General features: G+C 29.0%; 25 protein-coding genes and 1 other RNA gene. 23 read left to right on the top strand and 3 right to left on the bottom strand.

Going from position 1 to position 22171, the window contains the following annotated elements:
- The 10 genes from O5Y44_RS01955 to O5Y44_RS01910 all read left to right on the top strand — a co-directional run.
- The coding region (locus tag O5Y44_RS01955) for a ribonuclease J (protein ID WP_371465369.1) at positions 1-1790 on the top strand (1790 nt) is incomplete at its 5' end.
- A 113-nt stretch (positions 1791-1903) separates the two neighbouring features.
- Positions 1904-3112 carry a DNA polymerase IV gene (locus O5Y44_RS01950; protein WP_316447220.1) on the top strand — a complete coding sequence of 403 codons (1209 nt, stop codon included), beginning with the start codon at positions 1904-1906 and terminating at the stop codon, positions 3110-3112.
- A 15-nt stretch (positions 3113-3127) separates the two neighbouring features.
- On the top strand, positions 3128-3808 hold the full coding sequence (locus tag O5Y44_RS01945) for a tRNA (adenine(22)-N(1))-methyltransferase (RefSeq protein WP_271965405.1): 681 nt from the start codon (positions 3128-3130) through the stop codon (positions 3806-3808).
- A gap of 25 nt (positions 3809-3833) precedes the next feature.
- Positions 3834-4604 carry a threonine/serine exporter family protein gene (locus O5Y44_RS01940; RefSeq protein ID WP_316447221.1) on the top strand — a complete coding sequence of 257 codons (771 nt, stop codon included), beginning with the start codon at positions 3834-3836 and terminating at the stop codon, positions 4602-4604.
- Positions 4605-4614: 10 nt separating this feature from the next.
- On the top strand, positions 4615-5064 hold the full coding sequence (locus tag O5Y44_RS01935; protein ID WP_204641217.1) for a threonine/serine exporter family protein: 450 nt from the start codon (positions 4615-4617) through the stop codon (positions 5062-5064).
- Positions 5065-5106: 42 nt separating this feature from the next.
- Positions 5107-5364 carry a hypothetical protein gene (locus tag O5Y44_RS01930; RefSeq protein ID WP_271965407.1) on the top strand — a complete coding sequence of 86 codons (258 nt, stop codon included), beginning with the start codon at positions 5107-5109 and terminating at the stop codon, positions 5362-5364.
- Between the two features lie 149 nt (positions 5365-5513).
- An RNA gene (gene ffs / locus O5Y44_RS01925) (signal recognition particle sRNA large type) lies at positions 5514-5778 on the top strand.
- Positions 5779-5864: 86 nt separating this feature from the next.
- Complete coding sequence (locus O5Y44_RS01920; RefSeq protein WP_271987585.1) at positions 5865-7226, top strand: MATE family efflux transporter; 1362 nt, start codon at positions 5865-5867, stop codon at positions 7224-7226.
- 126 nt (positions 7227-7352) lie between these two features.
- On the top strand, positions 7353-7781 hold the full coding sequence (locus O5Y44_RS01915) for a DUF1836 domain-containing protein (RefSeq protein ID WP_271965409.1): 429 nt from the start codon (positions 7353-7355) through the stop codon (positions 7779-7781).
- Positions 7782-7799: 18 nt separating this feature from the next.
- Positions 7800-8642, top strand: a complete 843-nt coding sequence (locus O5Y44_RS01910; protein WP_271965410.1) for a DegV family protein — start codon at positions 7800-7802, stop codon at positions 8640-8642.
- A gap of 85 nt (positions 8643-8727) precedes the next feature.
- On the opposite strand, the gene O5Y44_RS01905 is transcribed toward O5Y44_RS01910, so the two are convergent.
- Positions 8728-9087: a hypothetical protein gene (locus O5Y44_RS01905; RefSeq protein ID WP_003146626.1), complete on the bottom strand. Its 360-nt coding sequence runs from the start codon at positions 9085-9087 to the stop codon at positions 8728-8730.
- Between the two features lie 146 nt (positions 9088-9233).
- Between O5Y44_RS01905 and fsa the strand changes: the two genes are divergently transcribed.
- Both fsa and rpmG read left to right on the top strand, forming a co-directional pair.
- On the top strand, positions 9234-9887 hold the full coding sequence (gene fsa / locus O5Y44_RS01900; protein ID WP_271987586.1) for a fructose-6-phosphate aldolase: 654 nt from the start codon (positions 9234-9236) through the stop codon (positions 9885-9887).
- 155 nt (positions 9888-10042) lie between these two features.
- The gene (gene rpmG, locus O5Y44_RS01895; RefSeq protein ID WP_003145675.1) at positions 10043-10192 is read left to right on the top strand and encodes a 50S ribosomal protein L33; all 150 of its coding nucleotides are present in this window, start codon (positions 10043-10045) and stop codon (positions 10190-10192) included.
- 76 nt (positions 10193-10268) lie between these two features.
- Here rpmG and O5Y44_RS01890 read toward each other — a convergent pair whose 3' ends face one another.
- Entirely contained in the window at positions 10269-11423 is a 1155-nt protein-coding gene (locus O5Y44_RS01890; protein WP_371465360.1) for a tyrosine-type recombinase/integrase, read from the bottom strand.
- A gap of 304 nt (positions 11424-11727) precedes the next feature.
- A complete protein-coding gene (locus tag O5Y44_RS01885; RefSeq protein WP_371465358.1) occupies positions 11728-12540 on the bottom strand; it encodes a helix-turn-helix domain-containing protein in 813 nt (270 codons plus the stop codon).
- 210 nt (positions 12541-12750) lie between these two features.
- Between O5Y44_RS01885 and O5Y44_RS01880 the strand changes: the two genes are divergently transcribed.
- From O5Y44_RS01880 to O5Y44_RS01830, 11 genes are all read left to right on the top strand, one after another.
- Entirely contained in the window at positions 12751-12963 is a 213-nt protein-coding gene (locus O5Y44_RS01880) for a helix-turn-helix transcriptional regulator (protein ID WP_371465356.1), read from the top strand.
- Between the two features lie 135 nt (positions 12964-13098).
- Positions 13099-13863 carry a helix-turn-helix domain-containing protein gene (locus O5Y44_RS01875; RefSeq protein WP_371465354.1) on the top strand — a complete coding sequence of 255 codons (765 nt, stop codon included), beginning with the start codon at positions 13099-13101 and terminating at the stop codon, positions 13861-13863.
- A 138-nt stretch (positions 13864-14001) separates the two neighbouring features.
- Positions 14002-14247 carry a helix-turn-helix domain-containing protein gene (locus O5Y44_RS01870; RefSeq protein WP_371465352.1) on the top strand — a complete coding sequence of 82 codons (246 nt, stop codon included), beginning with the start codon at positions 14002-14004 and terminating at the stop codon, positions 14245-14247.
- Between the two features lie 57 nt (positions 14248-14304).
- Positions 14305-14604 (top strand): hypothetical protein, encoded by a 300-nt coding sequence (locus O5Y44_RS01865; RefSeq protein WP_371465350.1) that lies wholly within the window; start codon positions 14305-14307, stop codon positions 14602-14604.
- Between the two features lies 1 nt (position 14605).
- The gene (locus tag O5Y44_RS01860; RefSeq protein WP_371465348.1) at positions 14606-16855 is read left to right on the top strand and encodes a VapE domain-containing protein; all 2250 of its coding nucleotides are present in this window, start codon (positions 14606-14608) and stop codon (positions 16853-16855) included.
- Between the two features lie 520 nt (positions 16856-17375).
- Positions 17376-17582: a hypothetical protein gene (locus O5Y44_RS01855; RefSeq protein ID WP_371465346.1), complete on the top strand. Its 207-nt coding sequence runs from the start codon at positions 17376-17378 to the stop codon at positions 17580-17582.
- An 11-nt stretch (positions 17583-17593) separates the two neighbouring features.
- Positions 17594-18304 carry a hypothetical protein gene (locus tag O5Y44_RS01850; RefSeq protein ID WP_371465344.1) on the top strand — a complete coding sequence of 237 codons (711 nt, stop codon included), beginning with the start codon at positions 17594-17596 and terminating at the stop codon, positions 18302-18304.
- 97 nt (positions 18305-18401) lie between these two features.
- Positions 18402-18851 carry a hypothetical protein gene (locus O5Y44_RS01845; protein WP_371465342.1) on the top strand — a complete coding sequence of 150 codons (450 nt, stop codon included), beginning with the start codon at positions 18402-18404 and terminating at the stop codon, positions 18849-18851.
- On the top strand, positions 18844-19068 hold the full coding sequence (locus tag O5Y44_RS01840; RefSeq protein WP_371465340.1) for a hypothetical protein: 225 nt from the start codon (positions 18844-18846) through the stop codon (positions 19066-19068). The genes O5Y44_RS01845 and O5Y44_RS01840 overlap by 8 nt, the downstream gene beginning before the upstream one ends.
- Positions 19068-19670, top strand: coding sequence for a hypothetical protein (locus O5Y44_RS01835; protein WP_371465338.1), 603 nt, complete (start codon positions 19068-19070; stop codon positions 19668-19670). Before O5Y44_RS01840 ends, O5Y44_RS01835 begins: the two co-directional genes overlap by 1 nt.
- Before the next feature lie 1592 nt (positions 19671-21262).
- On the top strand, positions 21263-21784 hold the full coding sequence (locus O5Y44_RS01830) for a PBECR4 domain-containing protein (protein ID WP_371465336.1): 522 nt from the start codon (positions 21263-21265) through the stop codon (positions 21782-21784).
- The last annotated feature ends 387 nt before the right edge of the window (positions 21785-22171 follow it).

Below are 22171 nucleotides of genomic sequence, written 5' to 3'. Positions count from 1 at the left end.
CTAAGAAAAATAATACTAGATCTAAAAATTCAAAAAAAGTTGAGGCTAAAGAGCAACAAAATAGCTCGAAACAAGTAGTACAGAATATTAATAATGAAAACAAAGCTAAATCTCAACAAAATAAATCAAAAAAGTTAGCTAAAATTCGCATTACTCCATTAGGAGGGGTAGAAGAAGTAGCTAAAAATATGTATATGGTAGAAATCGGTGACGAAATTTATGTTCTTGATGCAGGTTTAATGTTCCCTGAAACAGAAATGATCGGTATTGATGCTGTTATACCTGATATTAGTTACTTAGTTAGAAATAAACAAAAAATTAAAGGAATATTTTTATCAAATGGTCACGTAAGTTCAATGGGGGCAGTTCCTTATATTATCGATAAACTAAAATGTCCTGTTTATGGTTCTAAGTTAACAATTGATTTATTAAAAAATCATCTTAAACAATTAGGAATAAAAAGAAGAATTAAGTTTTACTATGTAAAAGATAACAATAAATATGATTTCAATAATGCTAGTGTTACATTCTTCAAGACAACATATTCAATGCCTGATTCTTTAGGTATTTGTATTGAAACTAGTCAAGGTAATATTGTGTATACTGGTGAGTTTAAATTTGACCAATCAGTAAGTAAAGAATATAAATCTGATATCGTAAAAATTAGTACATTAGGTCAAAAGGGTGTTCTTGCTTTACTAAGTGATTCAAGTAATGCTAACGTTAAGGGATATAATGTTCCTGAGAATGAAGCTGCTGAGCAAATTGATAATGCATTTTATCAAGCGAATAAACGTATTATAGTAACATGTTATGCTTCTAACTTTTTAACAATCTCTCATATTGTTAGAGCAGCACTGGCTCAAAATAGAAAAATTTTACTTTTAGGTCAAGCTATTGAAGCATCTATCAATACTGCAAGAAATATGAATTACTTACAAATTGAAGATAGTAACTTAATTTCAATTGAAGAATTAAAAGACTATCCACAAAACGAAGTATGTATTCTTTCATCTGGAGATCAAGGAGAACCAATTGAGGCGATGAAAAATATCGCTGAGAAAAAAGTTAATGGAATTCAGATTGAATCTGGAGATACGATTATGGTTGCTGCGACACCATCTCCAAATATGGAAGTAATGTTATTCCAGACACTAAACCTATTAGTTAAACTTGGAGCAAATGTTGTTACAGCTTCTAAACGTCTACATGCTGCAAGTCATGCAACAAAAGAAGAACTAAAAATGATGTTAAACATGCTTATGCCTAAGCATTTTATTCCAGTTCAAGGGGAATTTAGAAACCTTCGCAAACATGCAGAAATTGCTGCAGAAACTGGTGTAGCTGGAGAGAATATTCACATTTTATCTAAAGGGACAACTTTGGAAATCAGTGGAAGTAAGTCAAAAACTTTACAAAATAATATTCCAGTAGGGAACATATTAGTTGATGGTCGCGGAATAGGTGATGTAGAAGATAGTGTTCTAAAAGATAGAAAATTACTTTCTAATGATGGAATTTTCGTAGCTTCATATGCAATTAGTAAAAAAGAGAAAACTTTAGTAGGAAAACCAGTTATTCAAACAAAAGGTTTTGTCTATGTTAAAAAGAGTATGGAACTGATTAAAGAAGCGGAAGAAAAAGTAATTGAGTATTTAGAAAATAATCCAATTAAGAGTATTAGAGAATGTGCAGCTGTTAAGGCTGAGATAAGAAGTATGTTATCTAGCTTACTATATGACAATACTAAGAGAAAACCAATAATAATAATTAACTTTTCATTAGTATAATAATGAAAATATAACGGGAAATTAAAATAGGGTAGGTTCAATTGATATATTAAAAATTTAATTGACACTAACCCTATTGTTCCCGTTTTTAGTCTATTAAAAGGGGTGAAAAAATGTCTAAAGTTATTGCTCATATTGATATGAATTGCTTTTATGCAAGTGTAGAAGAAAAATACAATCCTGAATTGAAAGGGAAACCTTTAGCAATAGCAGGAGAAGTGAAAACAAGACATGGAATAATTGTAACCTCTAATTATGAAGCGAGAAATTTAGGGATAAAAACTACAATGCGTGTAGGAGATGCTAGAAAGATTTATCCTAATATTAAAATTCTTCGACCTGATATGCCGAAATACCAGCAGGAATCAAAGATGATTTTTGATCTAGTACGAGAATATACAGATAAAATTGAGATAGTTTCTGTTGATGAAGCCTATATAGATTTAAGTGATTTTCATGAACCAATAAAAGTAATAGCCACAATACAAAGAAGAATATATAAACAATTAGGAATGCCTTCATCGGTAGGAGTATCTTTTAATAAATTTTTCGCGAAGATGGGTTCGAATTTGAAAAAACCTCTAGGATTTTCAATTATAAATAATAAAAATTTTAAGGACATTCTTTGGAATTTGGATATTGGTGAAATGCACGGTTGTGGGAAAGCTTCTACAAAAAAACTTAAAAATATTGGTATTAATACTATTGGTGATATTGCTGAAGCGAATGAGGTGATTCTACACAGTCTATTAGGTGTTCAAGGTTTAAGATTAAAGAATAGGGCTAATGGAGAAGGTAGCGATGAACTAAAATATACAGTTGATAGAAAATCAATTGGAAATTCAAAAACATTCACAAATGATTTAATAGATGAAGACGATATTTTAAAAGAAATTAAGAAATTAAGTGAGAAAGTGAGTTCTAGGGTTCAATCACGTAACTATGTAGGAAACAATATTTCAATCATGGTGAGGTTTAGTGATTTTAAAACTATTACTAGATCTAAAAAAATTCCAGAATTTATATCTAGTAAAAATGATATTTTTAATTACGCATGGGAACTTTTACTGGAACATTATAATTTTTCACAAGGTGTTAGATTGCTTGGGGTCTCGCTAAATGATATTAAAAAGTCAAAAGAACTCAAGGTACAACTTGATATTTTTGATAAGAAAGATTACAAAGAAGAAGAAAGACTAAGAAAACTTTCTAAAAAGTTAAAAGCTGAATTTGGTGATAAAATAATAACCAACTTTGAAAATATAGAAAAAAAAGAAAAATCTGTTATTACAACGAGTTTTAGTAAGGATTTTCTTGATTAATAAAAAGGAGAAATGATGTTAGCAATTAATAAAAGATTAAAATTAGTAGCTGAATATGTTGAAAATAGAAGGCTTGCGGATATTGGTAGTGATCATGCATATTTACCTATTTTTTTGGCTAAAAACAATAAAATTGATTTTGCGGTAGCTGGAGAAATAGTTGAGGGACCGCACAAAGTATCAATAAAAAATGTACAAGAAGAAAACCTTGTAGGAGTTATTGATTGTCGTAAAGCTGCCGGTCTAGATGCTATAGAATTAAGTGATAATATAGAAGTAATTACAATATGTGGTATGGGTGGTAAGCTAATTGCTGATATTTTAGAAAAAGGAAAAGATAAATTAGCAAATAAACCAAATCTAGTATTACAACCTAATGTTGGTGAAAACTTCGTTAGAGAAAAGTTACAAGAATTAGGATATGAAATAACTGCGGAAAATATTATCGAAGAAGACGGTCATATTTATGAAATTATAGTAGCTAAACCAGGAGTTATGAATTTATCAGAAGATGAAATAAACTTTGGAAAATATTTGTTAGTGGAAAAGAATGAGTTATTTGTAAAAAAACAAAAATTAGAGCTCTCTAAAATTGAGTATATTTTAAATCAACTTGAAAAAGCAACAGAAATTCAAGAGAATAAAGTGGAAGAATTTAAAAATAAATATAAAAAAATATTAGAAATTATTTCATAATGATTTATTTAAGAGGAGGGAAGGTATGTTACAGTCTTTACGTGATGAAAAAGAAGCTAAAATGTTATTGAATTTTAGTATGAAGATAGCTAAAAGTATGTTGGCATATGGAGCTGAAGTATATAGAGTAGAAGATACTGTAAATAGAATTTATAGATCGTTTGATAATATAAAAGCTGCAAATAGTCTAGTGACATATAACTTTGTAATTGTCTCTTTTGTTTATGATGATAATACTTATACTGCGATGAGAAGAGTCGTATTAGGAGATCGTGATTTAGAAAAAATTGCGCTATTAAATGATATCTCAAGAAGAATGGTAATGGGTGGTTGTACTTTAGATTATGCCTTCAAAAAAATGAAGGAAATAAAGGCTAGAAAAAGATATTCAAATGCTTCTGTGATTATTGCTTTAACCTTATCGGGTCCTTTTTTTGCGATAATGTTTGGAGGAACGTTTAAGGATAGTTTATACGCATTCTTTATTATGGCAATAGAAGCTATGTTTTTGACTTTAACTGCGAAATATAAACTTACATCTTTTGTGAGTAATTTTTTAGGGGCATTTATAGCTACCATTTTGGTAATGGTGTTAAACAAGTTTTTCTTAATACATAATCCTTTTAGTATTATTATTGCGGGGTTAATGCCGCTTGTTCCTGGAGTACAGGTTACCAATGCTGTACGTGATTTTATGGCTGGTGATTATTTATCAGGGATGATTGGAATACAGGCAGCAATCTTTGTATCTACAGCTATTGCACTTGGTGTGGTTATGGGATTGAAATTGGTGTAAGGAGAAATTTATGGAGAATAATGTTTTTATACAATTTATTGCGGGTTTTGTAGTTAGTGTAGCATTCGCAATTTTCTTTAATGCGCCGAGAAAATCATTGTTTACTTGTGGACTGATTGGAGCTATCGGTTGGTTAATTCAAGTGGTAGTTAACTTGTTATTAGCAGACGTTGTTGTGAGTAGTTTTTTAGGTGCCGTTTGTGTTGGTATATTATCAACAAATGCATCTAAGCTTTTAAAGCTCCCGGCTACTATATTTATTTATACAGGGATGGTGCCGTTAGTGCCAGGATATGGTATGTATAATACAATGCAAAATATAGTAACAAAGAATTATGGTGTAGCTTCAAAAGTGGGGATGGAAACACTCCTTCAGGCTGGAGCAATAGCAATGGGGATACTATTAGCATCTGTATTTTCTTCTTCAATTCAGAGGGTAAAAATACAAAGAAAACGTTAAAAGTGATATAATAAAAGAAAGATTTTATAAAAGGAGATTATTATGGAATATATTTTATACTTTGCAGAAACTTGTCCAGATACTGCACCATTTAAAGAAAAACTAGCAGAATTAGGAATTTCTTATAAAGAGGTAGAAGTTATGTCTTCGTTGAAAAACTTTAAAGAGTTCTTATTTGTAAGAGATACTTACACACAGTTTGAAGGAATAAGAGGAAATATGAAAATTGGTATACCTTGTTTAGTTATTAGTGAAGGTGAATGTATCTTAGAATTAAATGAATTAACTAAGTTAAAATAATAAATGTTAGAAAAACTCTAAAATAGTATTTTTGTAGTAGACATTATGTTGAAAAATTATAATGCTACTATATAAAGTACTAATTTGGAGTTTATTTTTGAATTTTTATTAATCCCTTGCTTTTTACATTTAAATTTGATATAATTAAAAAATGCTAGGTGGGGAGTTAGCGGTGCCCTGTACTTGCAATCCGCTTTAGCAAGACCGAATACCGAGATGCGGGTAGAATAGGGAATGTCGAGTCTAACACGTAATGTTGAGACTAAGGCACCTTACGACGCAATACTTATGAACCATGTCAGGTCCGGAAGGAAGCAGCATTAAGTAAGTCTATTGTGGGTGTGAGTTTTTGTCGAGGTTGAGTTGGCGATTAGACTAACGGTTTTTTAATCTATTCAAGTCTCGGTTGCATATAGTATAAATCGATGATATCTAAAAGTAAATTCGCTTTTGGATTTTTTTTGTGTGAAAAAAGAAAAAATATATAAAGGAGAGAACATATGTATCAAGGAAAAAACTTTTCTGAAAGAGCAAGTATTTTTATTAAATTACTATTGCCTGTTTTAGTGTATCAAGTAATTTCATATTCATCTGGTATGATTGGAACGTTCATGGCGGGACACTATAGTCCTACAGATTTAGCTGGTGTGAGTATGGGTGTTAATATTTGGAATCCAATTATGTATACTTTAAATGCAATCGTTTTAGCATTAATTCCGATAGTTTCACAATTGATTGGAAAAAATAAAGAAGAAGAGATACCTACAGTAGTTAGACAATTTCTGTACATAGCTGTAATTATTAGTATTGTTTTAATTGTTGGATTAAATACTTTAGCAACACCAATAGTAGACCAATTAGGTATGGATAGTAATATTGCAGAAATAACAAAGAACTATCTGTTTTATGAAAGTTTTGGAGTGCTATCAATCTTCTTGTATGTAGTTTTACGTTCGTTTATAGATAGTTTAGGATTGACAAGATTATCGATGATAATGATGATAGTGTCTGTACCTGTAAATGTATTTTTTGCGTATAGTTTCATTTTTGGAAAGTTTGGTATGCCAGAGCTTGGTGGAGCTGGAAATGCAATTGCTGTTTCAGTAACATATACAGTATTATTTTTCATCGCATTATTTATAGTACTAACAAACCCTAAAATTAATAAGTATAAAATATTCGAAAAAGAAAAAATTAGATTTGAAAAATGGGGAGAAATCTTTAAGCTAGGAGTTCCAATAGCTCTAGCTACAGCACTTGAGACGGTTGTCTTTTCAACGTTATCTTTAATGGTGTCACGTTTTGATACGACAGTTATTGCTTCCCATCAAGCTGCGTTAAATTTCTCTGGATTTTTATATACTTTACCAGTTAGTGTTGCAAATGCTGCAACAATTATAATAGCATTTCATGTAGGAGCAAAAGACTATAAAATGGCAACAGAGTATACAAAACTGACGGTAATAATGGGAATGATATTTTCAACAATAGCTGGATTAATTGTCTGGTTATTTGATACAAAAATTCCGTATTTATATACTAGTGATAGCGGAGTAATAACTTTAACAGCTAAGCTATTATTATTCGCAATTGGTTTTGCTATTTGTGATTCATTTGCATCAGCACTAGCAGGAGTGCTTCGTGGATACAAAAAAGTTGTACCGATTTGTGTGGTAATGTTTATCGGTTATTATCTAGTAGGTATTCCTACGGCTTATTATTTTGTTTTTAAACAAGGTATTGGTATAGAAGGTTTATGGATAGGTTGGATAATAGGACTTGCAGTATATGCTTTAGGTGTCTTATTCTACTATCTATATATGAGAAGAGGAATTAAGAAAAAAATAAAATTAGCTAAATAGTAAAAATTTTGTAGTAAATTTAAATACTACAAAATTTTTTTTATTTTACTTGTATAATCACTTGACTCTAATTTTGAAAAACTATATAATGTGATTATCAGAACTAGATAAGAAGGAGGAAAGAATATGAACAAAGTATATCCAAAATGGTCTGAGTTACCAGATATTGATTTGTACTTAGATCAAGTACTATTATACGTTAATCGATTAGATAATTCCTCAATTGTCGATGATGATAAGGGTTTAACTTCAGCGATGATAAATAATTATGTAAAAAATGGTCACTTAGATAAACCAATTAAGAAAAAATATAATCGAAAACAATTAGCAAGATTAATAGTAATTACATGTTTAAAAAATGTATTCTCAATTCAAGAGATTAGTAAGACAATAAATAGCTTGACTTCAGAGGGAAGTTCTGAAGAGATGTATGATAATTTTGTTATGTGTATGAATGGAGAGAAGAGAGAGGGACTAGCAGAAGTAATAGTGGCAGCCTGTGATACTGTGAGATTATATAAAAAAACGCATGATCTAGTAGAAAAGTTAAAATAAAATACTTGGAGGTAAATTATGGAGTGGAAAATTGTAGTTGATACTGCTTGCGATTTTAGAGAAATTCCTAATAAAGCTGAGAATGTTACTTATGAGAGAGTGCCATTTTCATTACAAATAGAAGATAAAGTTTATGTAGATACGCTAGATTTAAATATTGACGAAATGATGAAAGAAATATATGCTAGTTCAGAGCCGGCAAGATCAGCTTGTCCTAGTCCAGAGGCATATCTAGCTGCGTATAAAGGAGCAGATAATGTTATAGTTCTAACTCTTACAGGTGGAATGTCAGGAAGTTACAATAGTGCAGTAGTCGGTGAAAAGATGTTGAGAGAAGAAAATTCAAAGGCTAATATTCATATAATCAATACTCTTTCTGCAGGTGGTCAAAATGATTTATTTCTCCTTAAAATAAATGAATTAATAAAAGAAGGATTATCTTTTGATGAAGTTGTTTCAGAAATGACAAAATATCAAGAAAATACGAAACTAATTTTTTCTTTAGAAAAAGTGGATAATCTTGTAAAAAATGGACGTTTATCAAAATTGGCAGCTGCTGTAGTAGGGTTATTAAATATGCGTATGGTAGGAGAGGCAAGTAAAGAAGGAACTCTACATTTACTTCATAAAGTACGTGGTGAGAAAAAGGCGATATCAACTGTAGTTGAAGAGATGATTAAAGCTGGATATAAAGGTGGTAGAGCTGTAATTACACATAGAAATAATGAAAATATTTGTAAAAAGATAGAAGAAAAACTAAAAGAAAAATTCTCGAATGTAGAATTTATTATAGTTCCTACATCTGGAATTTGTAGCTTTTATGGTGAAGAAGGCGGAATGCTTTTAGGATATGAAATATAATCCGTATTTTAGAATAGTATAATTAATATTAAAAAGAGAAGAAGTGTATTACAAAAAACACTTCTTCTCTTTTTGATAAATTTAACTAACTCTGCTTAGCTCTTTTTTTACGTTTTCGAAACTTCCCAATTAAAAAACCAGTCCCTTGACCACAAAGGCTGAAGAATATATACCCTAAACCATAGATAAGAATATCAAAGTTTAAAATGATTAAACATGATATTATATAAAAAATTCCTATAATAAATGAGAAAATATAGCTAAAGTCTTCTTTATTATATGCATATAGAAATGAAATTAGAAAACTAATAACAGGGTATAGGATAATTAATAATAAAATTATCATCCCAGATCTATTTGATATAAAATAAGAACACAGAGGGAGTATTATAAATAAAAAGAAAGAAAAAATTAAATATGGTACTTTTTCTAAAAATTTCTTCATCATCTGCCTCCTAATTATAGTGTTATTCTATCATATATTGGATTGAAAAACAATAAAGAAATAGTTATAATTTAAGCTATAAAATTGAAAACACTTTCTGAATGTGATATTATGAGGTTACTATAAAAATGAGAGGGGATAATATAATGAAATTTTTTATAGATACAGCAAATGTCGAAGATATTAGAAATGCTAATGAATTAGGAGTAGTTAGTGGAGTTACTACAAATCCGTCATTAATAGCAAAAGAAGGACGCGATTTTAAAGAAGTTATTAAGGAAATTACTTCAATAGTAGATGGTCCTATTAGTGGAGAAGTAAAAGCGACTACTACTAATTGGAAGGATATGCTAGAAGAAGCAAGAGAAATTGCAAAAATTCATCCTAATATGGTTGTTAAGATTCCTATGACTGAAGATGGATTAAAAGCTGTAAATGTATTAAAAAAAGAGGGAATTAAAACAAATGTTACTCTAATCTTTAGTCCAACTCAAGCGTTATTAGCAGCTAGAGCTGGAGCGACATATGTTTCTCCATTTTTAGGTAGATTAGATGATATTTCTCATAATGGATTATTATTAATAGAAGAGATAGTGGAAATTTTCGCTAATAATGATATTGATACACAAATTATCGCAGCAAGTGTAAGAAATCAAATTCATGTTACTGAATGTGCTAAATTAGGATGCGATATTGCTACTGTTCCTTATTCTGTAATTAAACAAATGGTTAAACATCCATTAACTGATATTGGAATAGAAAAATTCAAACAAGATTACTATAAAGTATTTGGTGAGTAATCGATAGAAATAGTTTACGTAATATAAAGTTATATTTCTTTAAAAAAATTTAAAAAATTTACACTTTATACTAGAAATATTTATAAAGTAATGTTATAATATATTTTGTTGTATGAAAAAGTTGTTAAGATTAAATTTTATAGGAGGTTATATTAATGCGCGTAAATGTAACATTAGCTTGTACAGAATGTGGTGACAGAAACTACATTACTAAAAAGAACAAAAGAAATAATCCAGACCGTATTGAACTTAAAAAATACTGTCCAAGATTAAAAAAAGTGACTTTACACAGAGAAACTAAATAATAAAGTTAGAGAAGCCTTAAAGTATCAACGTTTAAGGCTTTTTGTTTTTCCACTTGACCCACACTTGACCCACATATTAAAAATTTACGTATTTTGCGAACTTCTTTCCGACCTCTTCTTTTTGCTTTTCCGTTACGTGGGCGTAAATACTCATTGTTGTTTTTAGGTCAGAGTGACCTAATCTTTCTTGTACCTCTTGAATAGTAATACCACTTTCAAAAAGTAAGCTACAATGTGTGTGTCTGAAACCATGTACTTTAATTTCTTTAAACTCGTACTTTTTACAAATACGCTTTAAATTAGCGTTCATAAAATTAAGGTATAAATAAGAGTTTGTTACCTCTTCAGTAAAACAGGGTTGATGTTTCTTTACTCTTGTACCTACCATTAAAAACCTTTCTTTTTGGTTAAATTTCCAACGTTTTAAAATTTTCGCCGTTTGGTCATCAATACTAATACATCTTATACTACTTTTACTTTTAGGGGTTTGCACGACTACCTTTTTATCAGTATTTAATGCTAACGTCTTGTTTATATTAATTGTATTGTTGGTAAAGTCAATATCCTCCCAGTTAAGAGCCTGTAACTCACCTTTTCTAATACCAGTGAAAGCTAACACCCTAAACATTGCAGTTAGTTTTATATCATTCTCATTATCAACTAAAGTAAGAAATTGCTTTAATTCATCTTTAGAGTAATATTTATCCTTATCATCTGAAGTAATATCATCATCTTTCTTAGGTAATAATACATCTTTCATAGGGTTATCGTAAATAACTTTCATCTTAACAGCATAATCTAAAATCATGCTACCATAGATCTTTATTTTTTTAAGAACAGCAAGTGAAAAACTCTTGCTGTAATTGTTAATGATTTTTTGGCAATAAGGTAGAGTAATCTTTTTTAATTGCATATTTTCTAACTTATCAAGTAGTAAATTAAAGATGTGTTGATTAACAAGTAAAGTACTTTCTTTAATGGTATGTTGGTAACCCTCGTACCATAATTCATATATTTCTTTAAATGTTGTAACATCTGTATTTAATAAACCATTATTAGCTATTTCAGTTTTAATCTTAGCTTCGCAAAGTAGAGCTTCTTTTTTAGTTTTAAAACCACGTCTAGTAGTTTCTTTTCGTCGTCCTTTATCGTCTATACCTAGATAAAGTTTTACCATGTAATATTTTTTATTGTCACGTTTATTTATATATTCTTTAATCAATTTTTTCATTTCCTTTCTATCTAGCACATATCAAAGAAATTAATAAATGATTAGGTGAAAATCACCTCATATAATGGACGTGGTAAGACTTTTAAAGGTTAGGTAATGTAATTACACCCTTTGACAATTAGAACGCTTAGAAGCCGTTTAAACGACTCTTCGTTTTAAGTAAGTGTATAAAACCTTGATAAAACAGCATTTATATGGTATAATAGGTGTATAACCTTTAATAAAGAATCTATGTATTAAATCATTTTATTTATTTTTTCATTTTTTTGATCCATTAGCACTAGTAATTATACTGGTGCTTTTTTTATTTTTTGATAGTTTCAATTATTTCATCAACTAACTCATTTTTTATTTGTGTATTTTCAGGTTGTTGAGTAAATTCTGAAATATATTTGTCTATTATCTCATATAATCGTTGATGTAAAGGTTTATTATTATCTGTTTTTAGTTGCTCAACTAGATAATGGAAAACAGGATAGTAATTTACTTTTGCTAGCAAATTATCTTTTATTAATTTGATGAATGATGAATAAAAAGTTATACTATCATTCTCTAATAAAGATATATCTATAGGGCATAATTTGTTATTAAGACTGTTTAAAACCTCTTTAGCTGTTACTAAAGCAGAAATTGTCTCATTTTGATTATTTTCAAGTAACTCAATGTTATAATCAATATATTTTATAATATTTTCTTCAACAATATCAGAGATCAATGCAGAAAATAGTTTAATTAAATAATCTATATCATTAATAGTTACTTCTTTATTGTTATGTTCTCTTTCGAAATCAATATAATCATTGATACCATTTTTAATATCAAACATTTCAAATGTTTTAGGAAATGGAAAACCTACATGTTTAAGTAATATATCAGTATTATTTGATATAAATTCATCTATTGAACCATATAATAATTCATTTACAGTAATATCAGCTATTTTAGATATACTTGCTAATCTTTCTTTGTTAGGGAGCATTTGACCTTGTTCCCATTTTAAAACATTACTTTTACTCACATCGAAAAGTTTTCCAAATGCTTCTAACGTATAACCTTTATTCATTCTAATTTGCTTTATTCTAAGAGCTACAGAATTTTTGTTAGTATTAAATTTCATAAAAAATTCATCCTTTATTCATTATTTATCTAGTTTATATTATATATCATTTTAATTAATTTTTAAATAGTAAAGTTGATAAAAGTTTACTAGAATTTAAAAAATACTATTGACTTTAATTTTTAACCATGATATTATTAATTTGTGAAGTTGAGAAAAAGCAACCTCTTCATTAATTATTTATATTTATCAAGAAAGGAAGTGAATTTTATGCATGGTATCAAAATCAACAAAATACAAGCTTATAGAAAAGCTTTAGGGCTTAAACAACGTGAAATGGCTGATTTACTTAGCATAAGTTTAGTCATGTACAGTAAGAAAGAACGTAAGGAAACAGCTTTTACTGATGTTGAAAAAGTCAAGCTATTAAACTACTTTAAACAGTATTTACCCGATGAAACGATTGATAGTTTATTTTTTTAAGAATGAAGTTGAGAAAAGTAAACTAAAAAACCTTTCAAGTATCAGACGACCAAATCAGACTACTTAAAAGGTTTAAAGACAAGTATTTATCAAAAATACTTTCTTACATTATAACACAAGAAAGGACTTAAGAAGATGAAAAAACTAGTAAATTTCAGGAAAAGATATAATCTAACTCAAAAAGAGGTTAGTAATAAATTAGGAGTATCTCAATCAACGGTTAGTAGTTGGGAATTAAACAAGAGTACACCTAATAGAGAGTTTAACAGCAATATAGATAGAATGATTAGACAATATAAACAAGAAAGTGAAGAACAAGAAATGACTAATGCAGTAATTAAAGTAGACGGGAATACAATTGAAGTAATTAGCGAACAGTTAAACCTATCAGATATCCATAACAAAACAGAATGGACTAGCATTGAATTAGTGGACGTTATAAACCATTTTAGAGCTATAGACGGTAAGAAAACAATGTTACAGCATAAAGATTTTTTAAAAGTCTTACGTGATGAATTTGATACAGAAATCAACGAGGGAAATTTTTCGCCCGTTAGTTACCAAGATAAAAAGGGAGAATTTAGACCTATGTATAAGCTAACCTCTTCACAAGCTAAACAAGTATTAGTTAGAGAGAGTAAAGCTGTAAGACGTGCAGTAATTCAAATGTTAGAGTACTTAGAGAATGAACACAATACTAATATAGTATCAGTAGTTTTAGATAGACAAGAAGCACACAAGCTAGAAAATAGCTTTATAAACGATACTGTAAATAAAATGGCACAACTATTTATACAAATGGATAGTTTGCACGAGAAAAAAGCGTTACTAATGAGAATGGCTAATATAATAGACGGTTCGCAAAGTAATCTATTAATTAAAAACAGTGATTTTTATTAAGAGAGGTAAAGACAATGGAAAACAAAGATCTATACATTAATACTTTTTGTTGTGCAGTAGTATTTATACCATTTCTAACAGCCTTAGTTTATTTACTAGTTATGGTAATGGATAGCATTTATTAAGGAGCGTGATTATATGTTTAGTGAAGCATTTGAACAAGAAATGATTAAGGCAGTACGTGAGATAGTCAAAGACATCTTACAAGACGAAATAAAGCAAGATAAACGATACAACCAAAAAGAACTATGTGAAACCTTAGGAATTGGAGTTGATACCTTATCAGACTTAAATAAACGTGGTTTAAGACCAACTAAAGTTGGTAGACAATATATTTATCTTGAAAGTGAAGTAAACAAGTTTTTAAGAGAAAATACAATTTAAAACAATGAATATCTAGCACATATCAAAGAAGTTAATAAATGAAAGGAGATAATAAAAATGGATAAAAATGAAATCATAAAAAGTATAGAGGAAATAGAACAAAGGTTGGCAAGTTTACAACTTTCAATGGAGTTATTAGCAACTCATACTACTGTAATAAAGGTGCTTACACCTGAGGAATTTAAAAACATAAATATACCTAATGAAGAATTATATAAGTATTGGGACAAAGTACTAGACGGGGCTAACTTACATACTTTAACTAATGCTATAGCTATAAATACATCAGAAGAATTATCTATTTTATGTTATGAAAAACTAGACAAAGTAAAACAAACATTAAAAGAGGTGGTGTAATTTGATTTACAGACAAATAGGGCTTAATACTAGTAAATTAACAGTAGTTGAGCATAAGCATAGCTCACCTTTAGAAGCCTTAGCAAATACACCATTTACCGTTATAAACAAAGATGAAGATAGCGAAAGTTATAAAAAAAATAAATCTTTGAATTTTTTAAGTGGAGATGTGAAACCTAATAAAGATGGAAGTTATACAAGAATTGATAGCAACGTAAACTCAAGAGATTTAATAGTGATCGATATAGAGAAAACGGGTTTAATATCTCAAGAGGTACAAGACATCATACAAGAGAAGTTAGCAGGCTATAAATATGTTTTATACTCAACTATCTCACATGAGCCAAATAACCCCCGTTTAAGGCTTGCATTAGAACCTAATAGAGAAATAGTCAAAGGTGAATATGAACCCACTATAAAGCACATTATGGCTCTAGTAGGTGTTAATTATGATGATAAAAGTTATGGATGGTCACAACCTCAAGGCTTACCGATTGCAGTTGAGGGAAAAGAAACAGTGAGTATTAAACAATTAGACGGCTTACCTTATCCAGTACAAGAAGCAGTTAGGGAAGAAAAAAAGGTTATTACCACTTATTCTAGTAACTCTATTCAACAATTATTACATGATGAAGCCGTTTCTATTATGGAAAGGTATATTGAAAATGAAAGGAATAACTTATTAGAAAGAAATGATAATTATATATCTTGTTTAATGGTTATAGCTAAAAGCGTGGTTACTGGCGAAATAGAATACGATACAGCCATTGTGTGTATGGAAATGTTGGCATTAGGTAATGGAGAATGGAGAGAAAACAACCTAAAAGAGTTTAACGGAGAATTAAAGCGAGCTAATGGCAATGTAAATTATTTCAAGACCCCGTACACCTTTTTAGGTAAGTTTCAAAATACTCAAAGGACGATAACAACATCTAATGTGATTAAAAACGAAACATTAGTAATTGAAACAGATGAAAATGGTAAGGTAATTCGAAGTTTAGAAAACCTAGAAAAAATGATTTTATCTATTACACCTATTGCATACAATGAGTTAAAAGAAGTTATTGAAATAACAGAAAGTAATGGCCAAGTTATACAAATAGTGAAAAGGCATAAGGAACTACTTAGGTCAGCTATTGAAAAAAAGTATAAAATCAAAGTAAATGGAATAGATATAGAAACGGCTTTAGTAGGCGCCAGTGAGCGATATAGATATCACCCTGTAAAAAGCAAAATACTTAATGCAAAGTGGGACGGAATACCTAGAGCAGAAAGCTTTTTTATAGATGTTTTTGGAGTTGAAGACAATGTTTATAATCGTGAATGTACTAGAAAATGGTTATTAGCTGGAGTATATAGAGTCTTTGAACCTGGAACTAAATTTGATGAAATGTTAATAATACATGGTGAACAAGGTTTAGGGAAGAGTACTACTTTTCTAAAATTATCATTAGGCTGTCATTTAGAAACTACTGAAGAAATCAAAGAGGAATTTATGCGGAAAGCCATACGAAGTTGGATTATAGAATTTTCTGAATTAAGTACAATTAAGCGGACTAATAATGATACTGTTAAAGCATGGTTAAGTACTCCTGTTGATTGTGTAAAAAAACTATATGATAGAGATCCTCAAGATTTTCCAAGAAATTTTATAGTTTGCGGAACTACCAATGATAAAGAAATTTTAAAGGATAGAACAGGAAACAGAAGATATTGGTTAATGTATGGAGAGGTAGCAAGAAGACAAATAGATATTAAGGATGTTAAAAAAGAATACATCTTACAGCTATGGAGTGAGGTGTATCAATGGTACGAAAATAAAGAAACGCTACTTATATCAGATGAAACAAAAATTTATATGGAAAAGCTTTCTAGTGGTGCTTTAGAGTATAACCCATTGGAAGAACGTATTAACAGCATTTTAGAAATGCAAGTACCTAATGATTGGCATACCTTATTGAGTAATAACGCTAGTCGTTTTGAGTATTATAACCATGTAAATGATTATATTTCTTTCGGTGCATACGATGATAAGTTTCCACAAGAAACCCAAATAATGGATATTACTACAGGGGAATTACATTTTCTGTTAGGTGATGGAACAAGTTTCAATAGAGATTTAAGAGGTAATACGTTAGCTAAAGAAATAAATAAGGTTATGAATAACTTAACGAACTGGAAAAAGTCAGAAAGTATAAAACGTTCATATAGTGGAAGAGGTTTGAAAGGATTCGTTAGAAAACTCAAATAACGCTTTTACTCTTTTATACGCTTTAAATTTAAAAATAAAGCGTACCTCTTAAACCCTTGATACAACTAACTTTATACACTACTATACGCTTTACTCTTTATTTAATAATAAAAAGTAATATAAGTAATAAGTATATAAATGTAAGAAGATAATTACATAAAATAATTTAACAATAGATTTTTAAAAAAAGTAACGTGTAAAGCGTAAAATATATTGTAAATGCTGTAAAATCAAGGTTTATAGAGTACGCTTTTTAAAAAATGTAAGGCGATATAAAGGGTGTAAAGCGTAAAAATAGAAGATAAATACTTTAGGTTTCCTTAATGATAAGATAATAAAAATGTATGGTGTACACGATAAAAAATCGTAATTTAAAAAAATATATCTTTTCAGTTTACGGCAATAAATTAGAAAAGAACCAAATAAATTTTAAACAAGCAAAGGGATTCTATTTCAAAGATATTAATTAAGTTTAGACAGTGATTACCAACTAATTTCAATTTTGAAAGGAATTAATTATATGTATAAAATCACTAGAATAAAAGAAATATCAATAGAATTTTCAACTATAGTTGAGGAATTAATAAATAGATACATTGATGAAGAATTACAAGAAGACGAGTTCTTGATTGATGTAAAGTATTTTAAAATAAATTATACAGCTTCAAACCTAAATTTTGAAGATCCATTCAAGGTACATTTAATAATTGGTAAGCTAATACAGTAAGGAGTGAACAAATGCAGTTATCAAAAGAAGAACAAACTAAACTAGATACCATAATCGAGCGTTATATGGACGATACGACCTCTAAAGAAGCAATAGCTATAGAAACCTATCTGAATAAAATAAACAACTTAGAACGTGAATTATTGATAGCTGTATACTTTAATTTTTCACGTAAGGCAACTGATGAAGAAAATAAGGTTATTAATGAACATAAAGTGAAATTATTTAATTTGTTATCTGATAAAGGATATATAAAAGCTAACAATAGCTTACCATTAAAGCGAACGTCTAAATCAGAAAGTGAACACAAGATTAAAAGGCTATCTCAATTCAAAAAACTAACGGAAGTGATAACACTTTTACAAAATAGGTTGTATTCACTAGAGCTAGAGTTGAAAACTTATGATAGTGTAACAACCTCAAGTGTTAATATTGAAAAGGTTAATACATCTAAACAAAGCTATAATTTTGGTAGTTTTAAAATTTCTTCTGAAATAGATGAAGTGAAAGAAATTATACAGAGTAAGACTATCGAGTGGGAGAAAGAGAGAGAGTTTTTAAAAGATGTGTTTGAACAAATTAAAGACGTGAAAGAACAGCATATTTTCTACCTTAGGTATATAAACTGTTTGTCGTGGGATGACATAGCCTTAAAGTTTGATAAATCAGAAGCATGGTGCAAGAAAGTTCACACTAGAAATATTAAGGTACTGAAATTATAGAAAGGACGATTAAAGATGAATGAACGAGAACCACCGGAACTTTGAACCGAGAACTAACCGTGAAAAAAACGTCTAAATAAAGAAAGTGGGAATTAATATGTTTGAAGCTTTCAAAACTAAAGATATAATCAAAGACGAACGCGTCAAAAAGTATTACAGGGTTGAAAAAGTACCTTGTAATTTAGGGGGATATAAATATTATATAAAGTGTTATAAATGCGATAATAAGTGTTTGAAAATGTATATAAGTGAAGATAAAAAACTAGTATGCAGAACCTGTATAGGTTTAAGGAAACAGCAATTAAATAGGAAAGTAACTGATCCTAATAGATATTATAATTTAATGCTTAAACAATGTTATAAAGTAGATAAAAATTTCAATCCTAATGATATACCGCTAAATAACTTTCTAGGGTTTCCGTTTAAACCCTCAAGAATGAAGCAAGAGAAGTATTTTGGGATGTTATCGAAATATATATATTACAGGGAGAAGTACTATTATTATTTGAAAATACAAGAAGAACAAAGAGGTGAAAATCATGATTGATAAATTAAAGCAAGAAATTATAGATGAATTAAATAAACTACATTCAGAGAGGGTTCAAAAAGAACAGCTTGAGAAAGCTAAGAATGAGCAAAGTAAAGTGAAGAAGTTAACAATTACTAGAGATGAACTGAAGAGAATGAAATATACAGAACGACTTAAGTTAAAACAAGAGAACCCAGAGGGTTATAAACAATTAGTAGAGGAGAATTTAAAATAATGGATAAAGTACTAAAAGGACACGAGAAAATAAACGAATTAGTAACAAAGTATCATGAGGTAAAAGCAAGCATTGTTGAGGCTATAGCAGAGGTAAAAGGAAAACAAGAACTATTGGTAAATGAAATAGATACGTTGAAGACAAACTCAACAAATAACGTTGCTGATAAAATTGAAGTTACAAAAGAATTAGTTAAAAAGGAAAAAGATGTTAACATATTATATGAAGTAGAAAATCAATTAAACAAGGAGTTGGAAGAGAAGACAAGACCTATTAAAGATGAATTAGCTAGAGAAATAATCACTAATTGGGACACACCAATGCATATTAACTATAGGGAAGTAAGTCAAGATTATAAGTTATTAGATGAAGAGATACAACAAAAAGTTAAGGAATTAGAGGAGAAACATAATGCTTCAGCTAAGGAGAAGACTTTAATTGTTGGTGATATGTATAAAAAAATACACGAAGTATTAACCGATGAAGATTTGATCCTTTATGAAGACGCAGAGAAAAAACTTTGGGTAACCGATGTAATTCCTATTTCAGGGGTTAACCACAAATTAGTAGATTATATAGATAGAATCAAAGAGGGATACTAATATTTTTAATAAGCTTTATTAATTTAAGGTTTATGAACAATGAAGACATCTATTAATAGGTGTCTTTTTCTTTTCACCTAGAAGTGGTAAAAGGTATAAATTACTAAGGTAGAATGTTAAGAAATGTTAAGGTTTGAAATGTATATAGAGGAAAAACAATAATAATGAACAGTGACTATTTCTTTTTCCTTATGAGCGGTAATATGCAGTTATTAGACCGTTTCTGTATGAAAATAGATATAATTACACTAAATTGAGTTGAAACACGTTAAACAGCTTTTAAACAGCAGTAAGAAAAAGCTACTTTTTACTAACAAAAACTACCATTTTTAGAGGTGAAAATAACGTTATTTTACATAAGATATCGGAAAATATCGGAAAAATAACCTATATATAGAATGTTGAGATAGTAGCTTTTAGTTACATAAAATTCTATAAGGTATAGTGTAAAATACTGGAAAATACGGGAATAAAACTCTATATATAGATAAAATTTAAGAAATATGAGTGTTATTCATGTTGTACGGAATGTTGGTAAATGTTGGTATAAAAACATATATAGATAAAAAAACTTGTCAAAACTTGACAAATAAAACCTATAAATGTTGGCAAATGTTGGCATAAAAATCTATATATCTTTAAAATCGGTAGTTTCGGCAGTCTTAAAGGAGTTTTCAAAAACCTTATAAAACCTTAGATAAAATCCTATATAGATCAAAAAGAAGTTTTAAAAGGGGGGATAGTACCTCTCTACCATGTTGTTCGACCTTCACGCCGTCACTGTACATATTTTTTCGTGCGAAAGTAAAATTGTTGGAAAATGTTGGAATAAAATTCTGTATAAGTGAAAATGTTGGAAAATGTGAGTATAAAACCTATATATAATTACTACAAATTACTACATTGAAAACTATATAGATATTAGTGGCAATTAGTGGCATTTAAAGATATATAGCATTAAAAACCTCAGAAAACCTCAGATTAATTTATATATAGGGGATTGATCTATATTGATATTTGTAATAAGAAGATACTACAAATTACTACATTTATTTTTAAAAGATGAAATAACATACAAAACTTGAAAAAACTTGAAATTTATAACCTATAAAGTAATACCATGAATACCGCTTCTTAATGCAGTAAACATATATAAGTGTTTATTTGCTTTGTAAGAGGTCAAGGGGTATAATTACAAGGGAAAGCAACATCAGAACGCTTAGAACGTAAAATACTGAGAGAGTACAAAAGGGCACAAAAATATTAAGACGTAATAAGGAAAGTTGACAAAAGTATAATGTTGATATAAAATAAATATAGAGACAGTAGGTTATTGATGGATATTCCATCAAATTAGCAATTTTAAGAAATCGTCTCGTCCCATTAACGTTAATTAATCTATAGTGATATAGAGGTGTAATAGAAGCACGTTACACCGCTTGGCAGAGCTTAAGAACTGTTCCCTTGCGACAAGCCTAAGAAGCACAACAGTAGGGAGTTAGTTGTTCCACTATCAACAACTAATCGATTGTCCCGTACGGAGACTACTTCCGTTCCGTGCTTATTTTTTTTATCTTTATAAAGGAGGTTGTATGGATAGTGATGCAACATTACAAAGCACATTAGAAGATTATCAAGAAAAATTCTGTAATAAAAAATGTTTATTAGAGTTGAATTATAAAAAGATGAATGATGTAATGGTTATATTTAATGAAACTGATTTACATCATCTACTAGGACTTCATTATGTTTTACCTAAAGATATTTATGCTAATAAAAGTATAGAAATGATAAAAAATAACGAATTATTAATTTCTGATTTATCTGGACATCAAAATTTTTTCAAGATGTTTTCTAGATTCAAAAATTATAATTTTATTGAGAAAGTATTTTATGGTAAAGAAATAAATATATGTGTCGTAGATAAAGATATACCTAAAAACGGTATGAAATTAAATCTAGTGGTATATGAAACAACTGGAAGAACCGCTATAGTATTAGGGTTAAGAAAAGTAAATAATTCTTATAAACTGGTTACTTTACACGAAAGTGATTCTAGAAAATATAATAAAACTCGCAGAACGACAATTAAAAATATAAAATGGTTAGACTAAGTTGTTATTCTTAGTCTTTTTTTCATCTTAAAAGACGGTTAAAAAACCGTCCCTTAATTCCTTTGATATGTGCTAGATAAATAATAAAAATAATCTTGAGTTGACCCACACTTGACCCACAAATTGAAATATTTACCAACAATATGGATAAATAACTAAATATAAAAATGTTGATATAACAACGTTTAGAGAGTGTTGGGAATTTATAGAAATTATCAAATCAAACAGAGAAACTAAATAATAAAGTAAGAGAAGCCTTAAAGTATCAACGTTTAAGGCTTTTTGTTTTGCCTTTTGACAATGTTTTGACTGTGTTTTGATATTCCTTTGATAGTATAAAGGTACACTTGAATAATATATTTTAATTGTGAGTTGACCCGCACTTGA

Source organism: Gemella sp. 27098_8_155 (assembly GCF_041433725.1).
GTDB lineage: Bacteria > Bacillota > Bacilli > Staphylococcales > Gemellaceae > Gemella > Gemella haemolysans_D.
This window is presented reverse-complemented; position numbering and strand designations above follow the sequence as displayed.